The 17,679-nt window shown below is 62.0% G+C and carries 21 protein-coding genes and 4 tRNA genes; 14 read left to right on the forward strand and 11 right to left on the reverse strand.

All coding sequences use genetic code 11. The annotated features are described in order from the left end of the window. Nucleotides 1-324: CoA transferase (locus Q8M73_00045; GenBank protein MDP2286948.1), on the reverse strand; the 324-nt coding region annotated here is incomplete at its 3' end. Between the two features lie 89 nt (nt 325-413). On the opposite strand from Q8M73_00045, the gene Q8M73_00050 reads away from it, so the two are divergent. Then, nucleotides 414-572: a hypothetical protein gene (locus Q8M73_00050; protein MDP2286949.1), complete on the forward strand. Its 159-nt coding sequence runs from the start codon at nt 414-416 to the stop codon at nt 570-572. A 22-nt stretch (nt 573-594) separates the two neighbouring features. After that, nucleotides 595-2,847: a CoA transferase gene (locus Q8M73_00055; GenBank protein MDP2286950.1), complete on the forward strand. Its 2,253-nt coding sequence runs from the start codon at nt 595-597 to the stop codon at nt 2,845-2,847. A gap of 117 nt (nt 2,848-2,964) precedes the next feature. On the opposite strand, the gene Q8M73_00060 is transcribed toward Q8M73_00055, so the two are convergent. The 4 genes from Q8M73_00060 to Q8M73_00075 form a co-directional block, all read right to left on the reverse strand. Next, nucleotides 2,965-3,041: transfer RNA gene (locus tag Q8M73_00060), tRNA-Phe, on the reverse strand. Nucleotides 3,042-3,085: 44 nt separating this feature from the next. Then, a tRNA-Asp gene (locus Q8M73_00065) sits at nt 3,086-3,162 on the reverse strand. Between the two features lie 13 nt (nt 3,163-3,175). Further along, a tRNA-Glu gene (locus Q8M73_00070) sits at nt 3,176-3,248 on the reverse strand. A gap of 74 nt (nt 3,249-3,322) precedes the next feature. Further along, nucleotides 3,323-4,300 carry an L-threonylcarbamoyladenylate synthase gene (locus Q8M73_00075; GenBank protein MDP2286951.1) on the reverse strand — a complete coding sequence of 326 codons (978 nt, stop codon included), beginning with the start codon at nt 4,298-4,300 and terminating at the stop codon, nt 3,323-3,325. Nucleotides 4,301-4,426: 126 nt separating this feature from the next. Between Q8M73_00075 and Q8M73_00080 the strand changes: the two genes are divergently transcribed. Genes Q8M73_00080 through Q8M73_00105 form a run of 6 tightly spaced genes read left to right on the forward strand, consistent with a single transcriptional unit; the run spans nt 4,427 to nt 10,551 of the window. Beyond that, complete coding sequence (locus tag Q8M73_00080) at nt 4,427-5,575, forward strand: trypsin-like peptidase domain-containing protein (protein MDP2286952.1); 1,149 nt, start codon at nt 4,427-4,429, stop codon at nt 5,573-5,575. A gap of 29 nt (nt 5,576-5,604) precedes the next feature. Continuing rightward, nucleotides 5,605-6,519, forward strand: a complete 915-nt coding sequence (locus Q8M73_00085; protein ID MDP2286953.1) for an oxygenase MpaB family protein — start codon at nt 5,605-5,607, stop codon at nt 6,517-6,519. Between the two features lie 33 nt (nt 6,520-6,552). Continuing rightward, entirely contained in the window at nt 6,553-8,523 is a 1,971-nt protein-coding gene (locus Q8M73_00090) for a heparinase II/III family protein (GenBank protein ID MDP2286954.1), read from the forward strand. 50 nt (nt 8,524-8,573) lie between these two features. Continuing rightward, a complete protein-coding gene (gene rpiB, locus Q8M73_00095) occupies nt 8,574-9,023 on the forward strand; it encodes a ribose 5-phosphate isomerase B (GenBank protein MDP2286955.1) in 450 nt (149 codons plus the stop codon). 59 nt (nt 9,024-9,082) lie between these two features. Continuing rightward, nucleotides 9,083-9,637, forward strand: coding sequence for a LemA family protein (locus Q8M73_00100; protein ID MDP2286956.1), 555 nt, complete (start codon nt 9,083-9,085; stop codon nt 9,635-9,637). 5 nt (nt 9,638-9,642) lie between these two features. After that, on the forward strand, nt 9,643-10,551 hold the full coding sequence (locus tag Q8M73_00105) for a M48 family metallopeptidase (GenBank protein ID MDP2286957.1): 909 nt from the start codon (nt 9,643-9,645) through the stop codon (nt 10,549-10,551). Here the strand turns inward: Q8M73_00105 and ppk2 are convergent, their stop codons facing one another. Beyond that, nucleotides 10,552-11,421 carry a polyphosphate kinase 2 gene (gene ppk2, locus Q8M73_00110; GenBank protein ID MDP2286958.1) on the reverse strand — a complete coding sequence of 290 codons (870 nt, stop codon included), beginning with the start codon at nt 11,419-11,421 and terminating at the stop codon, nt 10,552-10,554. A gap of 366 nt (nt 11,422-11,787) precedes the next feature. Between ppk2 and Q8M73_00115 the strand changes: the two genes are divergently transcribed. The 3 genes from Q8M73_00115 to Q8M73_00125 all read left to right on the forward strand — a co-directional run bounded on the left by Q8M73_00115 (nt 11,788) and on the right by Q8M73_00125 (nt 13,389). Continuing rightward, nucleotides 11,788-11,863, forward strand: a tRNA-Lys gene (locus Q8M73_00115). Nucleotides 11,864-12,153: 290 nt separating this feature from the next. After that, nucleotides 12,154-12,336, forward strand: coding sequence for a hypothetical protein (locus Q8M73_00120; protein MDP2286959.1), 183 nt, complete (start codon nt 12,154-12,156; stop codon nt 12,334-12,336). 585 nt (nt 12,337-12,921) lie between these two features. Further along, nucleotides 12,922-13,389, forward strand: coding sequence for a hypothetical protein (locus tag Q8M73_00125; GenBank protein MDP2286960.1), 468 nt, complete (start codon nt 12,922-12,924; stop codon nt 13,387-13,389). Nucleotides 13,390-13,433: 44 nt separating this feature from the next. On the opposite strand, the gene Q8M73_00130 is transcribed toward Q8M73_00125, so the two are convergent. Together Q8M73_00130 and Q8M73_00135 are read right to left on the reverse strand one after the other, a co-directional pair. Continuing rightward, nucleotides 13,434-13,655: a helix-turn-helix domain-containing protein gene (locus tag Q8M73_00130; protein ID MDP2286961.1), complete on the reverse strand. Its 222-nt coding sequence runs from the start codon at nt 13,653-13,655 to the stop codon at nt 13,434-13,436. After that, nucleotides 13,652-13,972, reverse strand: a complete 321-nt coding sequence (locus Q8M73_00135; GenBank protein MDP2286962.1) for a hypothetical protein — start codon at nt 13,970-13,972, stop codon at nt 13,652-13,654. The genes Q8M73_00130 and Q8M73_00135 overlap by 4 nt, the downstream gene beginning before the upstream one ends. A gap of 452 nt (nt 13,973-14,424) precedes the next feature. Here Q8M73_00135 and Q8M73_00140 point away from each other — a divergent pair, with 452 nt between their 5' ends. Beyond that, nucleotides 14,425-14,706 carry a DUF1778 domain-containing protein gene (locus tag Q8M73_00140; GenBank protein MDP2286963.1) on the forward strand — a complete coding sequence of 94 codons (282 nt, stop codon included), beginning with the start codon at nt 14,425-14,427 and terminating at the stop codon, nt 14,704-14,706. Continuing rightward, entirely contained in the window at nt 14,703-15,230 is a 528-nt protein-coding gene (locus Q8M73_00145; protein MDP2286964.1) for a hypothetical protein, read from the forward strand. The genes Q8M73_00140 and Q8M73_00145 overlap by 4 nt, the downstream gene beginning before the upstream one ends. Before the next feature lie 42 nt (nt 15,231-15,272). Here the strand turns inward: Q8M73_00145 and Q8M73_00150 are convergent, their stop codons facing one another. The 3 genes from Q8M73_00150 to Q8M73_00160 all read right to left on the reverse strand — a co-directional run bounded on the left by Q8M73_00150 (nt 15,273) and on the right by Q8M73_00160 (nt 17,138). After that, nucleotides 15,273-16,076, reverse strand: coding sequence for a type IV toxin-antitoxin system AbiEi family antitoxin (locus Q8M73_00150; GenBank protein MDP2286965.1), 804 nt, complete (start codon nt 16,074-16,076; stop codon nt 15,273-15,275). A gap of 88 nt (nt 16,077-16,164) precedes the next feature. Next, nucleotides 16,165-16,404, reverse strand: a complete 240-nt coding sequence (locus tag Q8M73_00155; protein ID MDP2286966.1) for a helix-turn-helix domain-containing protein — start codon at nt 16,402-16,404, stop codon at nt 16,165-16,167. A gap of 179 nt (nt 16,405-16,583) precedes the next feature. Continuing rightward, nucleotides 16,584-17,138 carry a GrpB family protein gene (locus Q8M73_00160; GenBank protein ID MDP2286967.1) on the reverse strand — a complete coding sequence of 185 codons (555 nt, stop codon included), beginning with the start codon at nt 17,136-17,138 and terminating at the stop codon, nt 16,584-16,586. Between the two features lie 39 nt (nt 17,139-17,177). Between Q8M73_00160 and Q8M73_00165 the strand changes: the two genes are divergently transcribed. Beyond that, nucleotides 17,178-17,636, forward strand: coding sequence for a hypothetical protein (locus tag Q8M73_00165; GenBank protein MDP2286968.1), 459 nt, complete (start codon nt 17,178-17,180; stop codon nt 17,634-17,636). Nucleotides 17,637-17,679 lie beyond the last annotated feature (43 nt).

Raw genomic sequence — 17,679 nt, forward strand, 5'->3', positions numbered from 1 at the left:
TACGTCGGCGTGGCGGGCGAGCTTCAAGATGCGCGCGCGCCCTTCCGACGTCTCGAAATCGGCTGTCACACAACGCTTGCCGCGATTGCAGGAATGAAAATAAGCCGCGCCGAGATTGGTCCCGTCCTTGCCTTCAACAAAGGGCGGCCCCCAGTGGCGCGTATCGTCGCCACCGCCTGCGCGCTCCACCTTCACGACATCTGCGCCGAGATCGGCAAGCAACTGTCCGGCAATGCGAGCCGGACGTGAGTAGCTGACTTCGAGCACCCGCACGCCAGCCAGGGGCGGCTTGGCGTCGGCAGACGCAGGCGGGGCGCTAGCCACGGTCGCCCTCCACACCCTCAGGCCGGCCACTGGTGTTCATTCGGTGCAACTAACAGCACGGCACGGGAAAGTGCAAGGCCATCGCCGGGATGAGCAGGACCACCGGCAAGAAGGGCAACGCTGAGACAGGCGGTCTGATGGGGTGCCAAACTGCGTGGTCACTGCTGGTCCAGGACGCCGAGGCGTCCATCACCAGCATCCAGCAGCATCGCCGAGCAGCATCAGTATCCACCGGGAGCCCTCGGTGACCGTCAAGGCAGGGAGCGCACCATGCAGACCGGGATCTTGCACGACATTCGAATCGTCGACCTCTCGGACGGCATCGCCGGCCCGACGGCCACCATGGTGCTCGCCGAGGCAGGCGCCGACGTCGTGCTCGTGGAGCCGCCAGGCGGAGTGACCACCCGCTCCCTGCCGGGCTTCAAGACCTGGAACCGCAGCAAGCAGTCCGTCGTGCTGGACGTGCACGAGGCCGTTGGCCGCGAGCGCCTCGACTCGTTGCTGGCCGGCGCTGACGTGCTGGTCCACTCGCTCTCGCCGACCAAGGCACGCGAGCTCGGGCTCGACGATGCCTCGCTGGCTGCCACCCATCCGCACCTCATCGCCTGCTCGGTGCTCGCGTGGCCGGCGAACCATCCCGATGCCGAACTGCCGGTCGACGACCTGCTCGCGCTCGCGCGCATGGGCGTGCTCGACGAGCAGCAGGGCCTGCGCGAGGGCCCCATCTACGTGCGCTTCCCACTGGGCAGCTGGGGCGCGGTCTGGCTCGCCGCCATGGGGATCGTTGCCCGGCTCATCGTTCGTGGCCGCACTGGCTCCGCCGGCCCGGTGCATACGAGCCTGGTCCAGGGCGCCCTGATCCCGATGATGATGCACTGGTCGCGGGCGGAGACTCCGTCCGACGCCCTGAGGATCGGCATGCCCAAGGGGAACATGCAGGCTTCGCTCTTCGAGTGCTCCGACGGGCGCTGGGTCCACGCGATGCAGCCGGCCCCGTGGGGCACCCCGCTGATGGACGAGGTGCTAGCCGAGCTGGGACCGGAAGCCGTCGAGGAAGGCGCGGCCATCGGGGCGACCGGCCTCTGGGGTGACATGACCCTGGTACGCAAGGCGTTCCTGCGCCGTCCGGCACAGGCCTGGCTCGACAACGCCTGGGCCAATGACCGACCGGCGCAGGGCGCTTTCGAGGTGGGCGCGATCCTCGGCGACGAGCAGGCGCGCATCAACCGCTATGTCATCGAACTGGATGATCCGGAGGCCGGCCGCATCACGGTGCCCGGGCTGCCGCTGACCGTGGACCCGCCGACGCAGGTGCGCGGGCCGGCGCCCGCGCTCGGCCAGCACCAGGATGTGGCAGGCGCCGACTGGGGGCCGCGGGAGGCCCCTGAGGCCGCGGCCGCGAGCCAGCGCTACCCGCTGGCCGGCTTGAAGGTACTGGATTTCGGCAACTACCTGGCCGGCCCGCTCGGCCCGATGCTGCTTGCCGACCTCGGCGCCGATGTCATCAAGGTCGAGGCCACCACCGGCGACCCGATGCGCTGGGGCGATTGGCCCTTTGCCGGCTGCCAGCGCGGCAAGCGCACCATCGCGGTCGACCTCAAGTCACCCGACTCGCGCCCCGTGCTTGAGGCGCTCGTGCGCTGGGCCGACGTCGTCCACCACAACCTGCGCATGCCCGCCGCTCGCCGCCTGGGCCTGGACTCCGCGTCGCTGCGGCGGATCAACCCCGATCTCGTCTTCTGCCACACGAGCTCCTACGGCCCGCAGGGGCCGCGCGCCGATTGGCCTGGCTACGACCAGCTGTTCCAGTCGTCCTGCGGCTGGGAGGTTGCCGGCGCCGGCGAGGGCAACCGGCCGATGTGGCACCGCTTCGGCTTCATGGACCACCAGTGCGCGATGTCGTCGGTGGTCTCCACGCTGCTGGCGGTCTATGAGCGCGACCGCACCGGCCGCGCCATCGATGTGGCCGGCTCGCTGCTCGGGCCCGGCGTGCTCACCACGAGCGAGACCTACCTGCAGGCCGACGGCACGCTCGCACCGATGGTCCAGCTCGACCACGACCAGATGGTCACCACGCCCGGTGCCCGCCTGCTCATCTGCTCGGACGCGTGGATCGCGGTGGCCGCGCATCGCGACGATCAGGTCGCGCGTCTGTGCGAGGTGCTCGGCGTGGCTGACCCGGACGCGCTCCCAAAGGCCGCCGCCGACCGCGCATCCGGCGAACTGCTCGATGCGCTCGCGGCGGCAAACGTGCCGGCCGAGCTCGTGCGGCTCGACAACAAGAATGCCTTCTTCGACGACCCAGCCAACAAGGAGATCGGGCTGGTCGTCTCATACCAGCACGGCGCCTGGGGCCGTCTGGAGCAGCCGGGCGCGATGTGGGACTTCGGCGACCTCGACACCAGGTTCGACTACGCGCCGCCGCTGCTCGGCGAGCACACCGTCGAGGTGCTGCGCGAGATCGGCTTCGACCAGGCTGGCGTCGATGGGCTGCTCGCCGCGCAGGTGGTCAAGACCGCCTAGCGACAGGGCGACATCACGGTGACGTCGAGGCGTTAGGGGCGGTCCACGTCGGGTGGTGGCCAGGGACGGGGTCGAACCGTCGACCTTCCGAGTTTCACAGCGGCGCAGTTACGAAGATGGTGGCCAGGGACGGGGTCGAACCGTCGACCTTCCGAGTTTCAGTCGGACGCTCGTACCAACTGAGCTACCTGGCCGTGGCTGGTAATCCAGCCCGAATTCAGAGTTTCCCCTGAACAAATGGCGACCCCGACCGGGCTCGAACCGGCGACCTCCGCCGTGACAGGGCGGCGCGCTAACCAACTGCGCTACGGGGCCTCTAGCGAAGCCGTATCCCCAACGGGATTCGAACCCGTGCTGCCGCCGTGAAAGGGCGGTGTCCTAGGCCACTAGACGATGGGGACGTTGTCTCCGTCGACCTAATGCCGCTGGCGACGAGAGAACTATAGGGGATTGTGCTGGTGCTGCTCACCGGAGGTCATTTTGGGTGCGCGGCACGGGAAAGTCGGTCGTGGATGGCCACTCCAAGCCCCTCGTTCTTCGGCGGCACGGCGAGCACTGTTCTGAGCTCAAGGGCATCGGCTTCTCTCAAGGCCCAGTAGAGGATGCGGGCGTACTCGTCCACCGACTCTGGCTCGGCTAGTCGCACCAGGCCGATGGGGGTGGGGATGTCGGCACTTGCGAGCAGCCCCACTCTCGCGGCTGCGTTGGTGTAGTCGGCGTTCTCCAGTTCTTTCTTTGTCAGCAAAGTGACTTCGGCTCGCGGGCTGTAGTGGGAGGCGAGTGTTCCGCTGGCTCGAACAGCTGAATCGTGCGTACAGCGCATGCCGGTTGTCGCTTCGATCTGTTCGATGGTGATGGCACCGGGCCGCAGCATGCGGGGATGGTCTTCGGTGCAGTCGATGATCGTTGATTCCAGTCCGATGCCGCATGTTCCGCCATCGAGCAGTACGTCTTCTGTTGCGAGGAATGCACCAAGTTCTTCTTGGACGTGATCGGCACTGGTCGGACTCACCTGCCCGAAACGATTCGCACTGGGGGCAGCGATCGCGACTGACGCGTCTCCGGTGATTCTGGCGAGCTCGCTTTGAACAGCTTGCATCAATGGATGGGCAGAGATTCTGACTGCAACTGAGTCCTGAGCACCGGTCAGGAAGTCGCCCGCTCTTCTTGTTCGCTTCACCACGAGGGTCAGCGGACCAGGCCAGTAGGCCCGGGCGAGCTTTCTTGCAAACTCCGGTACGTCCTTGCCCCAGTCATCCAGGGACTCGATGCTTGGCAGGTGAGCGATCAGCGGGTGATGCGCCGGTCGTCCCTTTGCTACATAGATCTGGGCGATCGCGTGCGGATCGTCGGCTCTGGCTCCTAGGCCATAGACCGTCTCAGTGGGCAGCGCTGCGAGGTGACCATTGGCAAGCGCTTGGGCTGCATCAAGGGCGTCGATCGTGACTCGCATGTACCTATTCAATCTGGCCTGTGTAAGAACTAGATCAGGACTGGGCCTTTGGGGCATGCGTTGGGAACCGCATGAGGCTGGCGGGTGTCTGATTGCTACATGAGTTCGCCCCAAGAAGGAGATCCAGTGAGCACTCCCATCCCGCCGTACAGCCCGATGCAGTCGTACGACGATCAACCCCCATTCAATTGGAGTCAGCCCGCACCGAAGCCACGCAATCGCGGACTGATGATCGTCGCTGCCTTAGGCGTCACCGTGCTTGTTGCAGGCGCCGCCGGTGGTGCTGTCGGGTACGTCGCGGCACGTGCGACTCTGCCCACTGCGGTTGCCTCCTCCTTTGACTCGAGCTCTCCTTCCCTGCCCGCTGACGGCAGCATCGCTTCGGTCGCCGCCGCTGTTCAGCCCGCCGTCGTGCAACTGAACGTGACGGGGTCCGAAGGTGAAGGCACTGGTTCGGGCTTCATCATCAGTTCAGACGGCTACCTGATTACCAACAACCATGTGGCAGGTGGTGCAAGCGAAGACGGCATTGACGTGATGTTCGCTGACGGCACGCGCGCCAAGGGCCAGTTGGTTGGAGCTAATGCTGGCTACGACCTTGCAGTCGTGAAGGTCGACAAGAGTGACCTGCCAACTGTGCCACTGGGCAGTTCTGCTGGCCTTCAGGTCGGTGATTCGGTCATTGCGCTCGGCTCTCCGCTTGGTCTGCAAGGAACAGTCACGACCGGCATCGTCAGCGCACTGAACCGTCCAGTTACGGCAGGCGGTGAGAGCGGCGACTCCTCTTCGTTCATCAACGCGATTCAGACCGATGCTGCGATCAACCCGGGCAACTCTGGTGGCCCACTGGTCAATGGCAAGGGCGCAGTGATCGGAGTGAACTCCGCAATTGCCTCGATGGGTGCATCAGCAGGACAGCAGGCCGGATCGATTGGACTTGGCTTTGCCATCCCGATCGATACGGCAAAGCGCATTGTCGATGAGATCATCAAGACCGGGTCGGCTAAGACTCCTGTCATCGGGGTGCAACTCGATACGAGCTTCACTGGCCCCGGCGCCAAGGTCGCAACAGTCACCGCGGGCGGCGCTTCTGAGGCCGCTGGCCTTGAAGAGGGCGACATCATCACCAAGGTGAACAGCACCAGCATCGCTGACGGGACCCAGTTGATCGTCACGATTCGTTCATTCGCACCAGGAGACCGAGTGCAGGTCACCCTCACGCGCGATGGTGAAAGCCTCACGCTTCCAGTGAATCTGACAGCCGCGCAGTCATAGTCCGATCGGTGGTGAGGCAGGGTGGTGCCATGGACTTCATCGCCGATCTGACTCACCAAGTGCGCGAACGCACGGCCGCAGGGTTTCGCCGGATCATCTCTGGGGATCCCACTGGTGCGCCGGAGTGGGTGGCGCAGCTCGCTCACGGCGACGGAGTCGGCTACTTCGGTCCCGATTCGGCGGCGTGGGCAGTGCACGGAGGTCTGCCAACATTGGTTGGCGGCGTCCGTGCACTGCTCATGCAAGCCCTGCATCCCGCCGCGCTTGCTGGCGTCATGCAGCACTCGCGCTACGAAGAGGACGCCCTGGGTCGCTTGGCCGGTACTACGCAGTGGCTGACCGTGGTGACGTTTGGCGACACCACCCAAGCCGATCGTGAATGCGCACGGGTGCGTGGCATGCATCGCAAAGTGCACGGCACATACGAGGTCGACGGTGTTGAACTTCCGTACGACGCGACAGACCCAGATCTGCTGAGCTGGGTGCATCTGGCGTTCACGGATTCATTTCTGACGACGCATCAGGTGTGGGGCGGGCCAATACCCGGAGGCCCCGATGCGTATGTGCGCGAGTGGGCCAAGGCCGGTGAACTCGTGGGTGTGGTGAATCCACCGCGATCCGTTGCTGAATTGAAGGCGCAGTTGGCGGCGCGGCAATCGCAGCTGCGCGGTGGCGAGAAGGCCAGGGAGACCGCGGCGTTCATTCGTCGCCCACCGCTGCCATTTGCCGCTCAAGGTCCGTATGCAGTGCTGCTCCTAGGGGCGCTTTCGACCATGTCTTCGGAGCATTTGTCGATGCTCGGCTTGCCACGAGTGCCCCGCCGAATTGCCAAACCTGCAGTCTCAGCGCTGCTAGGGGGACTTGGTCTGGCGCTTGGCTCGACATCCCCATCGCAGCGAGCGGCGAGTTCACGAATTGCGGAGAATCCGGCAAGTCGGGATTGACCGAATCGCCCACCCATGGGTGATGATGGTCCGATGTTTCTGGCGAGATCAATGGTGCGCATGGGGATACCTGCGCTGGTTTCCGTCTGCTGTATAGCCACGGCTCTGGCCCCTGCGCAGGCGGCTGATGCGCCGACTCCGGCCGTCACGCCCTCCTCCACCCAGGCGCCCACAGCCACCCCAAACCCCACTCCGACGCCGTCAGCAAGTCCTTCGGTGGCGGTCACCCCTTCGGTCTCGCCGAGTGTTGCTCCGCCGCCGATCGTTCCCATTGCGATGCCCACTGCCCTGGGCAGCTGGTGTCGGGCACTGTTTCCGGCCGCGCCAGCTGCTGAGCGAATTGCGGCTCAGCAACTGCTCTCCAACGGCACGATCAACTTCGGCAAGGGCGGCACCTACCAACTGAGTGAGCGTCCCAATTGGAAGCCTCAGGCCACCTCGGACACCTCCGGTGATCGGCACGTGAATTCACTGAACTGGGCACTGCCGCTGTTGTTCCGCGGTGTGCAAGTCCAGAACCAAGCGATGGTGGATCGCTTTCGGCAGCTGATGCACTACTGGATCGCCGATCATCAGGGCAAGCGCGCCTACTGGGTCGATGGCTCGATCTACGGAGGTCTTCGCACTGAGACCCTCGTGTGTGCGGCGCAGACCTTGAACGACCCTGTGATCGCTGCTGCTGCTATCCGGGACGCGCGAACAATGGTGAAGTCCAATGCTGGCGCCGTGCCAGTCGCGGCCGGCGTCAACAACACGGACCTGATTCGACAGACCGGCGCCCTTGCTGTCTTCTGCTGGACCGCCGATTGGCCCTCACGCGATCGAGCCTGGAGCAATCTGGTCTCCATCGCCAACGGGATCATCCATCCCGATGGCAGTGATGTCGAAGGCTCGCCCAGCTACGCGGTCTATATCGAGAAACTCCTGCTCGACGTCGAAGCGGCGGCGACGACATGCGGAATGCCAGCGGATCCCATCCCGACTCTGCGCAACCGGTTGTATGACTTCGTTGGCCAGTCGATTCGACCGGACTTTCTGCAGGAGTCGATTGGTGACGGCATCAGCACCTCATTACGTGGAAGCTTTGGTGCCGCTGACGGACAGGCGGAGTGGGTGCGCACTGCTGGCAAGTCCGGTACCCCGCCGCCCACGATCTACTCCGCATACGACGGCGGCTACATCTTCGGCCGTTCCGGCTGGCAGCCGCAGGCAGGGATGCCCGACTCGTACTACTCCCTGCGCTTCAGCTCAACTCGGCCAGGCACGGCCCATACCCATGACGACGGCACAGGGTTGACCTTCTTCTCAAAGGGCACTCCATGGATTGGCGATCCTGGTCCCTATCGCTACGAGAACAGTGACCCCCTGCGCGCGTACCTCAAGACTCGCGCTGCACATTCAGGGCTCACCGTCGGCAAGGTTGCCCGCTCACGATGGTCAGGCGTCAAGAAGTTGACGGCGGCAAGTGATTGGGCAACTGGTGGCAATGACACCTCGTGCGTGCAGGACAACACTTGGAAGACCGTGACTCTGGTGCGATGCACACAGTTCGTGCGAAGTGTCGACGCGATGATCGTCACCGATTACGTCGATGCGGCGAAGGGCAAGCCCAAGGGCAGGTTCACCTGGCAGCGCTGGCAGGTCGCCCCAGGTGTGAATACCGGATACGAGGGATCAACCCTCGTCCTGACCAAGGGCGACAAGCACCTCGATGTTGTGAAGTCAGGTGTGGACCCGTGGGTGATCGACTACGCCAAGCCCGGAGGCAAGATCGGCTGGTTCACGGGAGCGTGGGGCCAGAAGTTGCCCACACAGGTGATCAATCGACAGGTGCCAATTCCAAAGGCAGGCATCAAGCAGGCCTTGGTGACCGTGCTGGTGCCTCGAAACGACGGTGAGCAAGTGCCGGTGACAATCGCTGCCAATGGCGTGACGATCACACGCGGGGGACTGACGATCACCACTGCAGCGCCTATGCCTCAACTTGGTGCACCATTACTCTGAGAACGCTCTTACTCTGAGAGTGCTGTGCGTTTCATCCACGAGGAGTTCGCATGATTGTCGCCGTCGGCTCAGATCACGCAGGGTTCGTTCTCAAGGAGCAGTTGCGCGCCTGGCTTGAGACCAACAATTACGACGTCATTGATCTGGGCACCTACTCAGAAGCAAGCGTTGACTACCCGCACTACGGCGCCGAAGTCGGCCGAGCCGTTGCTGACGGTGAAGCCGAGTTCGGAGTGGCGGTCTGTGGGAGCGGTCAGGGCATCTGCATGGCTGCCAACAAGATCCCCGGCGTGCGTGGAGGCGTGATTCGCGCCAACGATGACGCCGAGATGACTCGACGCCACAACAATGCCAATGTCGCCTGCTTCGGTGAGCGCTTTACCGAGCCGGAAGTGGCAATTGCCGCCCTGGACATCTTCCTGACGACGCCATTTGATGGCGGGCGCCATGAGCACCGCGTTGAAATGCTTGCCGAACTTGATGACGGCGAAGCCGTCTAGTCGCATTCCTGCTGGATCAAGGATTAATTGATCGGCCAAAGAAAGGTACGATGAGCGTCATGTGGATCCTGATCGGCTTAGTTGTTGTCATCGTTCTGCTCGTCCTGTGGGGCATTGTTCTCTACAACCGCCTGGTCCAGGCCAACGTGGCGGTCGACGAGGGTTTCGCGCAGATCGAGGTACAGCTCAAGCGTCGTAGCGACCTCATCCCCAATCTGGTGAACACCGTCAAGGGTTACGCAGCGCATGAGAGCAGCACCTTTGAGGCTGTCACCGAGGCGCGAGCAATTGGCGAGCACGCCACCACCGTTCCCGAGGTTGCAGCTGCTGACGGCATGCTCACTCAGGCCCTTCGTGGTCTGCTCGCCGTGGCTGAGGCCTACCCCGATCTGAAGGCCTCGCAGAACTTCCTGTCACTTCAGGAGGAGTTGAGCGCCACTGAGAACAAGATTGCCTTCTCACGTCAGTACTACAACGATGCAGTGCGTACGCTGAACACCTTGATCGTCAGCATCCCTACCAAGTTCTTCGTCGGGACTGCCGGAGTCAAGGCACGCGACTTCTACGAGGTGCCGGACGCAGTTGATCGCAACGCACCTACCGTCACCTTCTAATCGCAATGGCGGTTTCTTTTCGGGCCGAGCAAGCAGCAAATCAACGCAAGACCTGGCTGCTCCTAGGCTCAATGTTTGTGGCGGTCGTCGCCATTGTGTGGGCCATCTCCAGCCTCTTCGGCATGCAGATCTACTGGATCGTGCCGCTCGCCGTTGGCATTTCACTTATTGGAGTGTGGGCCTCCTATTGGAAGTCCGACAGCCTTGTGCTGGCCATGACCAAAGCCAGGGTCATTGATCACGAGAACGCGCCGCAGCTGTTCAACATCGTTGAGGAAGTGTGCGTAGCGTCCGGCTTGCCCATGCCCAAGGTTGCGATCGTTGATGACCCGGCGCCGAATGCTTTCGCAACCGGGCGCGACCCTGAGCACGCAGTCATTGCGTTTACCACAGGCATTCTGCAGGTGATGGATCGAGAGCAGTTGCAAGGCATTGCCGCGCACGAGATGGCGCACGTGGGCAACCGCGACACCCTCGTCATGGCGGTCGCTGCTACGACTGCAGGTCTCTTGGCAATCGTTGCCGACATGGGTGCACGCATGGCCTTCTTCGGCGGAGGTCGCAATAACAACAGCAATCCGATCGCGCAGATTGTCGCAATCGCGATCCTGTTGCTGGCCCCCATCGCTGCCTTGCTGCTGCGTGCATCAATCTCGCGCAAACGCGAAGCCCTGGCCGACGCCACCGCAGTTCAGTTCACGCGCAACCCCACTGGACTGCGCAGAGCCCTGGAAACGTTGGCAGCCGACGGCACCGTCGTGCAGCAGAGATCGACTTCAGTCGCGCACGTCTGGATCGAGTCACCACTGGATGGCAAGTCAAAGTCGATGTTCGACACCCACCCACCGATCAGTGAGCGCATCGCCTTGTTGCGTCAGATGGAAGGCGCTCCGCCAGCTGCTGAAGCTGAGTAGTTACTCGCCTACCTTTGCCGTTTCAGGGGCTGGCACCTCACCAGCCATCAAGGCGCCCGCATAGTCCGGCACATAGTTCGCAGGATTGCGCGGCGGTCTTTCGTATCTCTGCGCGGGTGGCCGGATGGGAAGAGTGATGGGTTCCTGGGTTGCGTGGTAGTACGGAATCGTGGAGAGCAAATGATGCAGGAAGTTAATGCGCGCTTGCCGCTTGTCGTCAGCTTCGACGATGTTCCACGGCGCTTCTGGAATATCGGTGTGCACCAGCATCTCGTCCTTGGCGCGCGAATAGTCCTCCCATCGCGTGATGGATTCAAGATCCATCGGTGAGAGCTTCCATTGCCGCATCGGGTCTTTCAGGCGTGACTTGAATCGGCGCTGCTGCTCCGCATCGCTGACGCTGAACCAGTACTTGCGAAGCAAGATGCCGTCCTCGACGAGCAGTCGCTCAAATATTGGTGCCTGATGCAGGAACCGGTCGTATTCCTCCTGCGTGCAAAAGCCCATGACGCGCTCGACGCCAGCGCGGTTGTACCAGGAGCGGTCGAACAAGGTGATGTTGCCAGCTGCTGGCAACTCTGCGACATAGCGCTGGAAGTACCACTCGGTCTTCTGACGTTCGGTGGGTGTGGGAAGCGCAGCGATAGTGACAACGCGTGGATTCAGATACTCGATCATTCTCTTGATAGCTGAGCCCTTGCCGGCGGCATCGCGTCCCTCGAAGACCACCACAATGCGCTGGCCTTCATGCCGCAGCCACTCCTGCATCTGTACAAGTTCGGCTTGGAGGCGCGTCAACTCAGCTTCGTAGAGCGGCAGCGGCATGCGCGGCGCGCGCTTGGGCTTCGTAGATTCTGACTTCTTGGTCATCGTTACTCCTCAATTCACCGTGCAGCATTTTGCGGGTAGCACCTGTTGGACACCTCAGCACACTTGCCCCGAGCCAATATCACTGCGTGCTTGTTGCTGAAGTGTTTCACTGGGGTTGAATGCATGAGTGGATCTTGAGTCAGTCGAGCTGCGTGGGGCCCCTCCGCCAGGGCGATTGCCTGGGCGCTGGAGGAGTGCGGCTCGTGCTGATGGCTCCTCTGCGCTGCGCGCAACCGACAACTGAGCCTGGACCTACTTCGTACGTTCGGACGAACTTGAGCCTTGCTAGGCGCGAAGGCAGAGCCCCTGTGAGAAGGTGTGCGCTCGGGAATCGACGATGACTCGTGAGTCAGAGTCACCCGACGCGGGTCGCTAGCTCAATGGTTAGAGCTGCGGACTTTTAATCCGTAGGTTCCGGGTTCGAGCCCCGGGCGACCCACCAGCCGATTGTCCTTGCAGTATAAGGGTTTTTGGCGATTCGAGCGAGGTGCTGAAAGGGCTGATTTTGGGCTGTGGCCCTTTCTTTGGCCCTTTCTTTTCCACAGGCAGGTGCCCGGGTGCGTCTTCCTGCGCCTGAATCGGCGTTTCTGGCTCTACGACCGGTTCGGGGCGGGCAGGGTCCAATGCCCCTGCTCCGGCGGGAAATGCGCCGGCCCAGGCCGCCCACAAGGCATCGATGCGCTGGGGCAAGGTGAGGTCGGTGTCGATGCGCAGCCGTGCCCGAGCGGGATCGTGACTGCGTTCATCTTGTGCTCGCGCGTAGTAGCGATTGGTGGTCATGACGTCGGCATGACGAAGCAGGGCAGCGGCTTCGTACTGGGTGCCGCCGCTATCGACGACGACACTGGCTGCATATGCGCGCAGGTCTTTGATGTGCAGGGCGCGACGACGCGGATCGAGTTGAGGAAGCGATAGGTCGCCGACAAGGCCCGCGGCCGCACGGGCTGGATGCCATACGCGCTTGCTCCAGTCAGTGTGATCTACGAGCATCGTTGGTATCCCGAGCCGACGGACCTTGAGTGGTCGGAAGAGCAGATCCCCGCCAAGACGGTCCTCGATCGAACGCGACTCCGCCAGGGCAATGAGTGCCTTCCACAGCGGCTCGGGAAGCGGCACGGTTGCGGCGATGCCGCCTTTCACATCTTCGAGTTCCCAAGTTTGGTCGTCAGGGTTCCAGGCAAGTACCCGCTGCACTGACAGTCGCGCGCGATCTCGCCAGACGTCTGTCACTGACAGGCTCACTGCTTCAGTCCATCGCAGCCCGGCCCAGGCAATGAGCAAGATCAGTAGTCGGTCTTCCCATAGCGGGGGATGCGCAGCGAGCTTTGCCAACTCGTCCCAGGACGGCAGCAGGACAGGGTCACTGGTTTGCCTGCGGCTTCGACCGCGCTTGGTACTCGTGCGCCGGACTTCGCGGGCTGGGTTTATTGCGAGCCGACCCTTGCGCACTTCCCATGCCAGAGCAGCACGAAGAACCGCATAGCCCTTGTGGATCCGTCCGTGACTCAGGCCAGCCTTGGCAAGATCTCGCAGCCAACGATCAAGCGCCGGGCTATCCAGCCTGCTGGTGGGCACTCGTCCGAGGTTCGCCTGTGGGTGGTTGATGACGTTCCGCAGTGCCTCGCGATAGTCCATAACTGTCTTGCTCGCGATGGGATCGAGCCCATCGGTCTTGCGGTCTTCGATGTAGTCCTCAACGACCATCGCCACGGTGCGCTTGGAAGCGCCAGGACGACCGATCGGTTTGAGCTGACGGCCACGGTCGATGTCTGCGATCGCTTCGTTCAGAGCTCGACGCGCAACAACCTCGGACGGAAAGGAACCGTCGATGGGGCGCCGATGCGGATCGATGCGTCCGGGAAGTCGGGCCTGCCACAGGCCGGAGCCGGCTGGGTGTTCGCGGACGGATCCCTCGGCGCCACCTCGCTGTCGTCCCATCTCACTCCTCGTCGCTGCGGCAATAGTTGATCAGTGTCGCTTGTCGGCATGACTTCCGACAAGCCAATGTGGCATCAGTATCCGCGCTCATCGCATCGACTTACGAATGCATCCACGTCCGCCTGGGCGTACCGAACTAGACGTCCAATGCGGCGGCACGGGATGTCGCCGGAGAGCGTCAATTGCCGAACGAGAGTCTCGGACACTGCCAAGGCCAGAGCCACTTCTTCAGCGGTGAAGAGCGAACGAGACAGTCCTTGGCCGGCGGCCTGCGGTGCCAGCGCTAGGGCGCTCATGCCATGCCTCCGCGCTGAGTCCGAAGTTCGTTCGATGCATCGGAGGATTTCGGGATGCGAGCCACCCAGCGGCTCACGGTCGACTGACTCACCTGAAGGATGACTGCAGCTGTCGCGACGGTCATGCCTGGAATCGACATGAGCTGCTGCCAGCCCTCGGCTTCAAGCTTCTCTGCTCGCGAAAGGTCGAGAGCGTGCCTATCCTGGGCAAGCCGAAGTCGGGCATCAGCGCGTTCCTTGATTCGAGCGTGAGCATGCTGGAGGTTCTGCAGTCGCACCACTGCCTTCTTGGTTGAGGTCATGAACTCGTTCTTCATGGTTCGCCTTCCGGTAGGGCGGCCTCGATGGCCGCCGGTACCTTCTACAACGGTGGACCCCCCTCGGTACCTCGCATTTTCGCATCGATCATGGTCTTCATTGGGTGTTGACGCTCATGCCAAGTAAGCGGCACGGTTGTCGGCTCACGCTCATCTGTCGACTCGCGTGGGGTCTAAGTTGCGAGTGCTGTCCATGTCGCACTCGGCGGGTTCTGGAAATTCAGCTCGTCTGTCAGGGAAGGGAGCCACCATATTTCCGGAAATTGACATGTTCCGCGCAGAGCGGAGATGGCCAATTTCCAGAGACCTGGATTATTCGACATAGCAATCCATCAGATCCCTTCTATGAGGAAGGCAACCACATCCTGAGTTGAGAAGTGGGAATTGCACCCAACTTCCGTTGCAAAAGCCGTACAGTTGCCGTACAGTTACCCGTCGGAGGTGCACACCACATGACTACGACAACCACGGCACGCGCCAAGGCACGACTTGAGGCGCGCATTGACGCCGAACTCGACGACTTGATCATCGAAGCCGCAGACCGTTTGCACGTCACTAAGACCACGTTTGTAGCGGACGCCATCCGAGAAGCCGCACTGAAGGTCATCGCGCGCGCTGACGTCACGATGATGGCTCCGGAGGTATTCGACTCGATGATGGCTTCTATCGATATCGCCGATGAGTCAACCGAACTGCACACGTTGGCCTCGCTGCCACGCCGCATCGCTAGGTGAGCGACCCGACCTACCGCGTTGTTCCCTTCGCTGCGGACTTTGACTTGGAATCATTCGACTGCGGCGAGGCGACGTACAACGATTGGCTGACTCTGCATGCAGGTGCGTCGGTGAAGGCTGGAGTCTGCGCGGTCTACCTCCTGGTCGAACGATCAGAAGACAGCGATCGAGTAGTCGGATATTTCGCGATCAACCCAACCCAGGTCGTACGCGAGCAGGCTCCTGCATCTCTCTCCCGTGGTTGGCCGCTTAGCGTGCCCGCATGGAAACTGGGCAAGCTTGCAGTTCACGTCGACCTTCGTGCCGACAAACTTGCCCAGTGGGGCAGCCAGTTGCTGCGCGAAGCCATTGAGACAGTCATCCGAGTTGCCGATGCTGGTGGTGGAAAGGTGATTGTCGTTGACGCTGACAACTCGGGACTTCTCGACTTCTATGCGCGCAACGGGTTCAAGGCCACCGGATTGGACGGCGACCTCTCGCTCTACATGAAAGTAAGTACAGCTCGGAAGGCATTCCACCCTTGACTCCTTGGTAGTGACGAGCCCGGTCACCTTCGGTGACGCGGCTCATGCGCCAGTTCCGATTGTCAGATAGCCATGTAGGCGCGTGTCGTTGACCATCGTTGTTCGATCAAAGCGACCACCTTTGACTCGTGGGCCAAACCAGACAGGCTGGGAAGGGGGATACACATCCAAGACCGTCCTAGCCAACTCGGCTCCCCCCACTATGGAGAGCAAGTAGCTCACTCGTTGACGAGTTGCCTCATTGAGCGGCTCCAGCAGGTGAACGATCTCGGCGACGTCGATGTGTCGTTCCGCGTCTGGCAGCCATTGCGCGAGACCAGCGGCATCGCGGTATCCAGAGGGTCGTGTGGCGATACCGACAAGGAGTGCGTCGACGGTCCAGGCGGGAAACCCATTCAGCATCGTGCTCGCTGAAGGCCCGAGGTCCAGGTGCACGCACCGCCAGTCTCTGGCGAACGCCTTTGGCAACTCCTCGCCATCGGGCAAAGCCATGACCTCTTGCTCGGGTACACGCTGCGCGAGCGAATGAAGGCTTGCAGCAGACTCCATGGCTAACACGCCACTCCACGACGGATCGACTGCTCGCTTGGCCCGGAACTCAATGAATCGGTCGGCCGAGCTGAACGCGCCTGCGCGTGACCCGGGGAGGAACTCCCAGGCATTCCGGGTGCGCAACCGACCGAGCCAGCCTTCGCGCTGCAGTTCGTAGGCAAGTTGGCGAACATCCGCAGTGCCCGATGCGTGTCCGGCGAGTACGGCGAGATCCTTGATTGTCACCACGGCAGGTGCATCCAGTTCGAGTTGCTCAATCACTGGTGCAAGCGACGGAGGAATCTTCCGAGCCACTGTCAATCAACCCCTTTCTTTGGTCAATACTACCTAAGTAAGGCTCATATTGACAGCGGCTCCACCAGCTTCGAAGGTGGCGTTGGGCTCATGCCTCATCGGCGTCTTCTGGAATCTCGGCCTGCAGAGTCATCCCGGTCAGGCGCATGAAGGCGAACAACCGGGTCATGACCAGCGATGGCTTCCCCGCTTCCAATTCCCACACATACCGCTGCGATATGCCGAGTTCCTCGGCGACCTGCTGCTGGGTGAGACCTCGTGCAAGGCGCGCTTGCTGCAGGATGCGGCCGAGAGTCTGCGAGTTGGGCACGGCTCCCCGATATGTCATGGGCGAAGCATATTACGAGGATATTGTCGTAAGCACCTTCTACTACGTTATCCTCATGCTCTTTGCTGACGAGGTTAACCTCGTCAATCTGCTGCTTGCGGGTCAATATCGATCGTTTCCGAAGATATTGAGCCCCACCTGCCGCCAAAGTGCCATTACTTCTCCGCCAGCCGTATTCGCTATTGAGGCAGCCGCCAAGCGGTCGCGCGAGCCCATGCTTCAGCGCGTTCGGTCATAACTGAGATGAGCGGCCCCTTCGCATCGGCGTATGCGTTCATGTCCATCCAGTCTTGACGAGCGAGGTCTCGCTTGAGATCTCCGTAGGCGGCGCGGTCTGCGCTGTTGTGACGAAGCCAGTCTCGGAATAGCAGATGGCGGCGTTCCCAGTCACTGCCTGTGTTGCAGATATGTATTTGGACGTCAAGTTCGGGAGTGCGCACCATCCGGTGCCTGGGTTGACGCACCCGCAGCAGATAGCCGACAGCAATTAGGTCAGGCAGGTAGGAGTCTTCGTCCTCGGTATCAGGAACGCTCAATTGGATGTCGATGATGGGTTTTGCCGGCAATCCAGGAACGGCCGTGGAGCCGATGTGGTCGACACGCGTTGCTATCGGTCCTAGCGCCTCGTCGATGAGTCCTCGTTCGACGAGAAACTGTTCTGGCCACTGCGGGTTGTAGTCGACGACGACAATGTCGCGATGCTCCACGCCGCCGATGAGGTGCGAATCGTCCACGATCAAGTGTGGCAGCAGCCAGTCGCTATGTTCCCTTCTGTGGCCAGCGATGAAGCATGGACAACCGACGAAGCTCTCGCGGAAGCCCGCACGGCCATAGCTGCGAAGATCCCGGGATACCGAACGCCCGCCGCGTACGCCTTGGCCCGTATGGATGGCTCAGAACTCGAATTCGGGCACATCAACAGAATTGGTGAAGTGCGTGGACTTCCCGCCGCTGCTCTAGCTCTGGAATGCGGGTACAGCGACGAGACGGGCGTTTACCGAATGACTTGCAACCAGGTGGCCGCGGTCCTTGAATGCCTTGCACCTGCGGAGGCGGCAACTCATGTGCCCCACCCAAATATTTGGACGTGGAGTGAGCTACTTCTCCAGGCACAGCCTGACAGTTCGTTTCTAGCGTTCTTTCTAGCTGATGCCGAGGACATCGCGGCCACACATGACGAGGCTCAATTCCAAGCTTTCGTCCGAGCAATAGACAGGGCCACCACCTATTGATCCAAATTCCTCACGACGCAAGACGTGGGGTTCAGACTCGCCC

This window comes from Actinomycetota bacterium (assembly GCA_030684515.1).
Lineage (GTDB): Bacteria > Actinomycetota > Actinomycetes > S36-B12 > S36-B12 > UBA11398.

Excerpts from the sequence above, each read along its gene's own strand:
- Q8M73_00105 (MDP2286957.1), top strand. The coding sequence starts at position 9,643 with ATGGCGGTTTCTTTTCGGGCCGAGCAAGCAGCAAATCAACGCAAGACC.
- Q8M73_00155 (MDP2286966.1), bottom strand. The coding sequence starts at position 16,404 with ATGACATATCGGGGAGCCGTGCCCAACTCGCAGACTCTCGGCCGCATC.
- Q8M73_00140 (MDP2286963.1), top strand. The coding sequence starts at position 14,425 with ATGACTACGACAACCACGGCACGCGCCAAGGCACGACTTGAGGCGCGC.
- Q8M73_00135 (MDP2286962.1), bottom strand. The coding sequence starts at position 13,972 with ATGAAGAACGAGTTCATGACCTCAACCAAGAAGGCAGTGGTGCGACTG.
- Q8M73_00075 (MDP2286951.1), bottom strand. The coding sequence starts at position 4,300 with ATGCGAGTCACGATCGACGCCCTTGATGCAGCCCAAGCGCTTGCCAAT.
- Q8M73_00100 (MDP2286956.1), top strand. The coding sequence starts at position 9,083 with ATGTGGATCCTGATCGGCTTAGTTGTTGTCATCGTTCTGCTCGTCCTG.
- Q8M73_00130 (MDP2286961.1), bottom strand. The coding sequence starts at position 13,655 with ATGAGCGCCCTAGCGCTGGCACCGCAGGCCGCCGGCCAAGGACTGTCT.
- Q8M73_00050 (MDP2286949.1), top strand. The coding sequence starts at position 414 with ATGAGCAGGACCACCGGCAAGAAGGGCAACGCTGAGACAGGCGGTCTG.
- rpiB (MDP2286955.1), top strand. The coding sequence starts at position 8,574 with ATGATTGTCGCCGTCGGCTCAGATCACGCAGGGTTCGTTCTCAAGGAG.
- Q8M73_00090 (MDP2286954.1), top strand. The coding sequence starts at position 6,553 with ATGTTTCTGGCGAGATCAATGGTGCGCATGGGGATACCTGCGCTGGTT.
- ppk2 (MDP2286958.1), bottom strand. The coding sequence starts at position 11,421 with ATGACCAAGAAGTCAGAATCTACGAAGCCCAAGCGCGCGCCGCGCATG.
- Q8M73_00085 (MDP2286953.1), top strand. The coding sequence starts at position 5,605 with ATGGACTTCATCGCCGATCTGACTCACCAAGTGCGCGAACGCACGGCC.
- Q8M73_00055 (MDP2286950.1), top strand. The coding sequence starts at position 595 with ATGCAGACCGGGATCTTGCACGACATTCGAATCGTCGACCTCTCGGAC.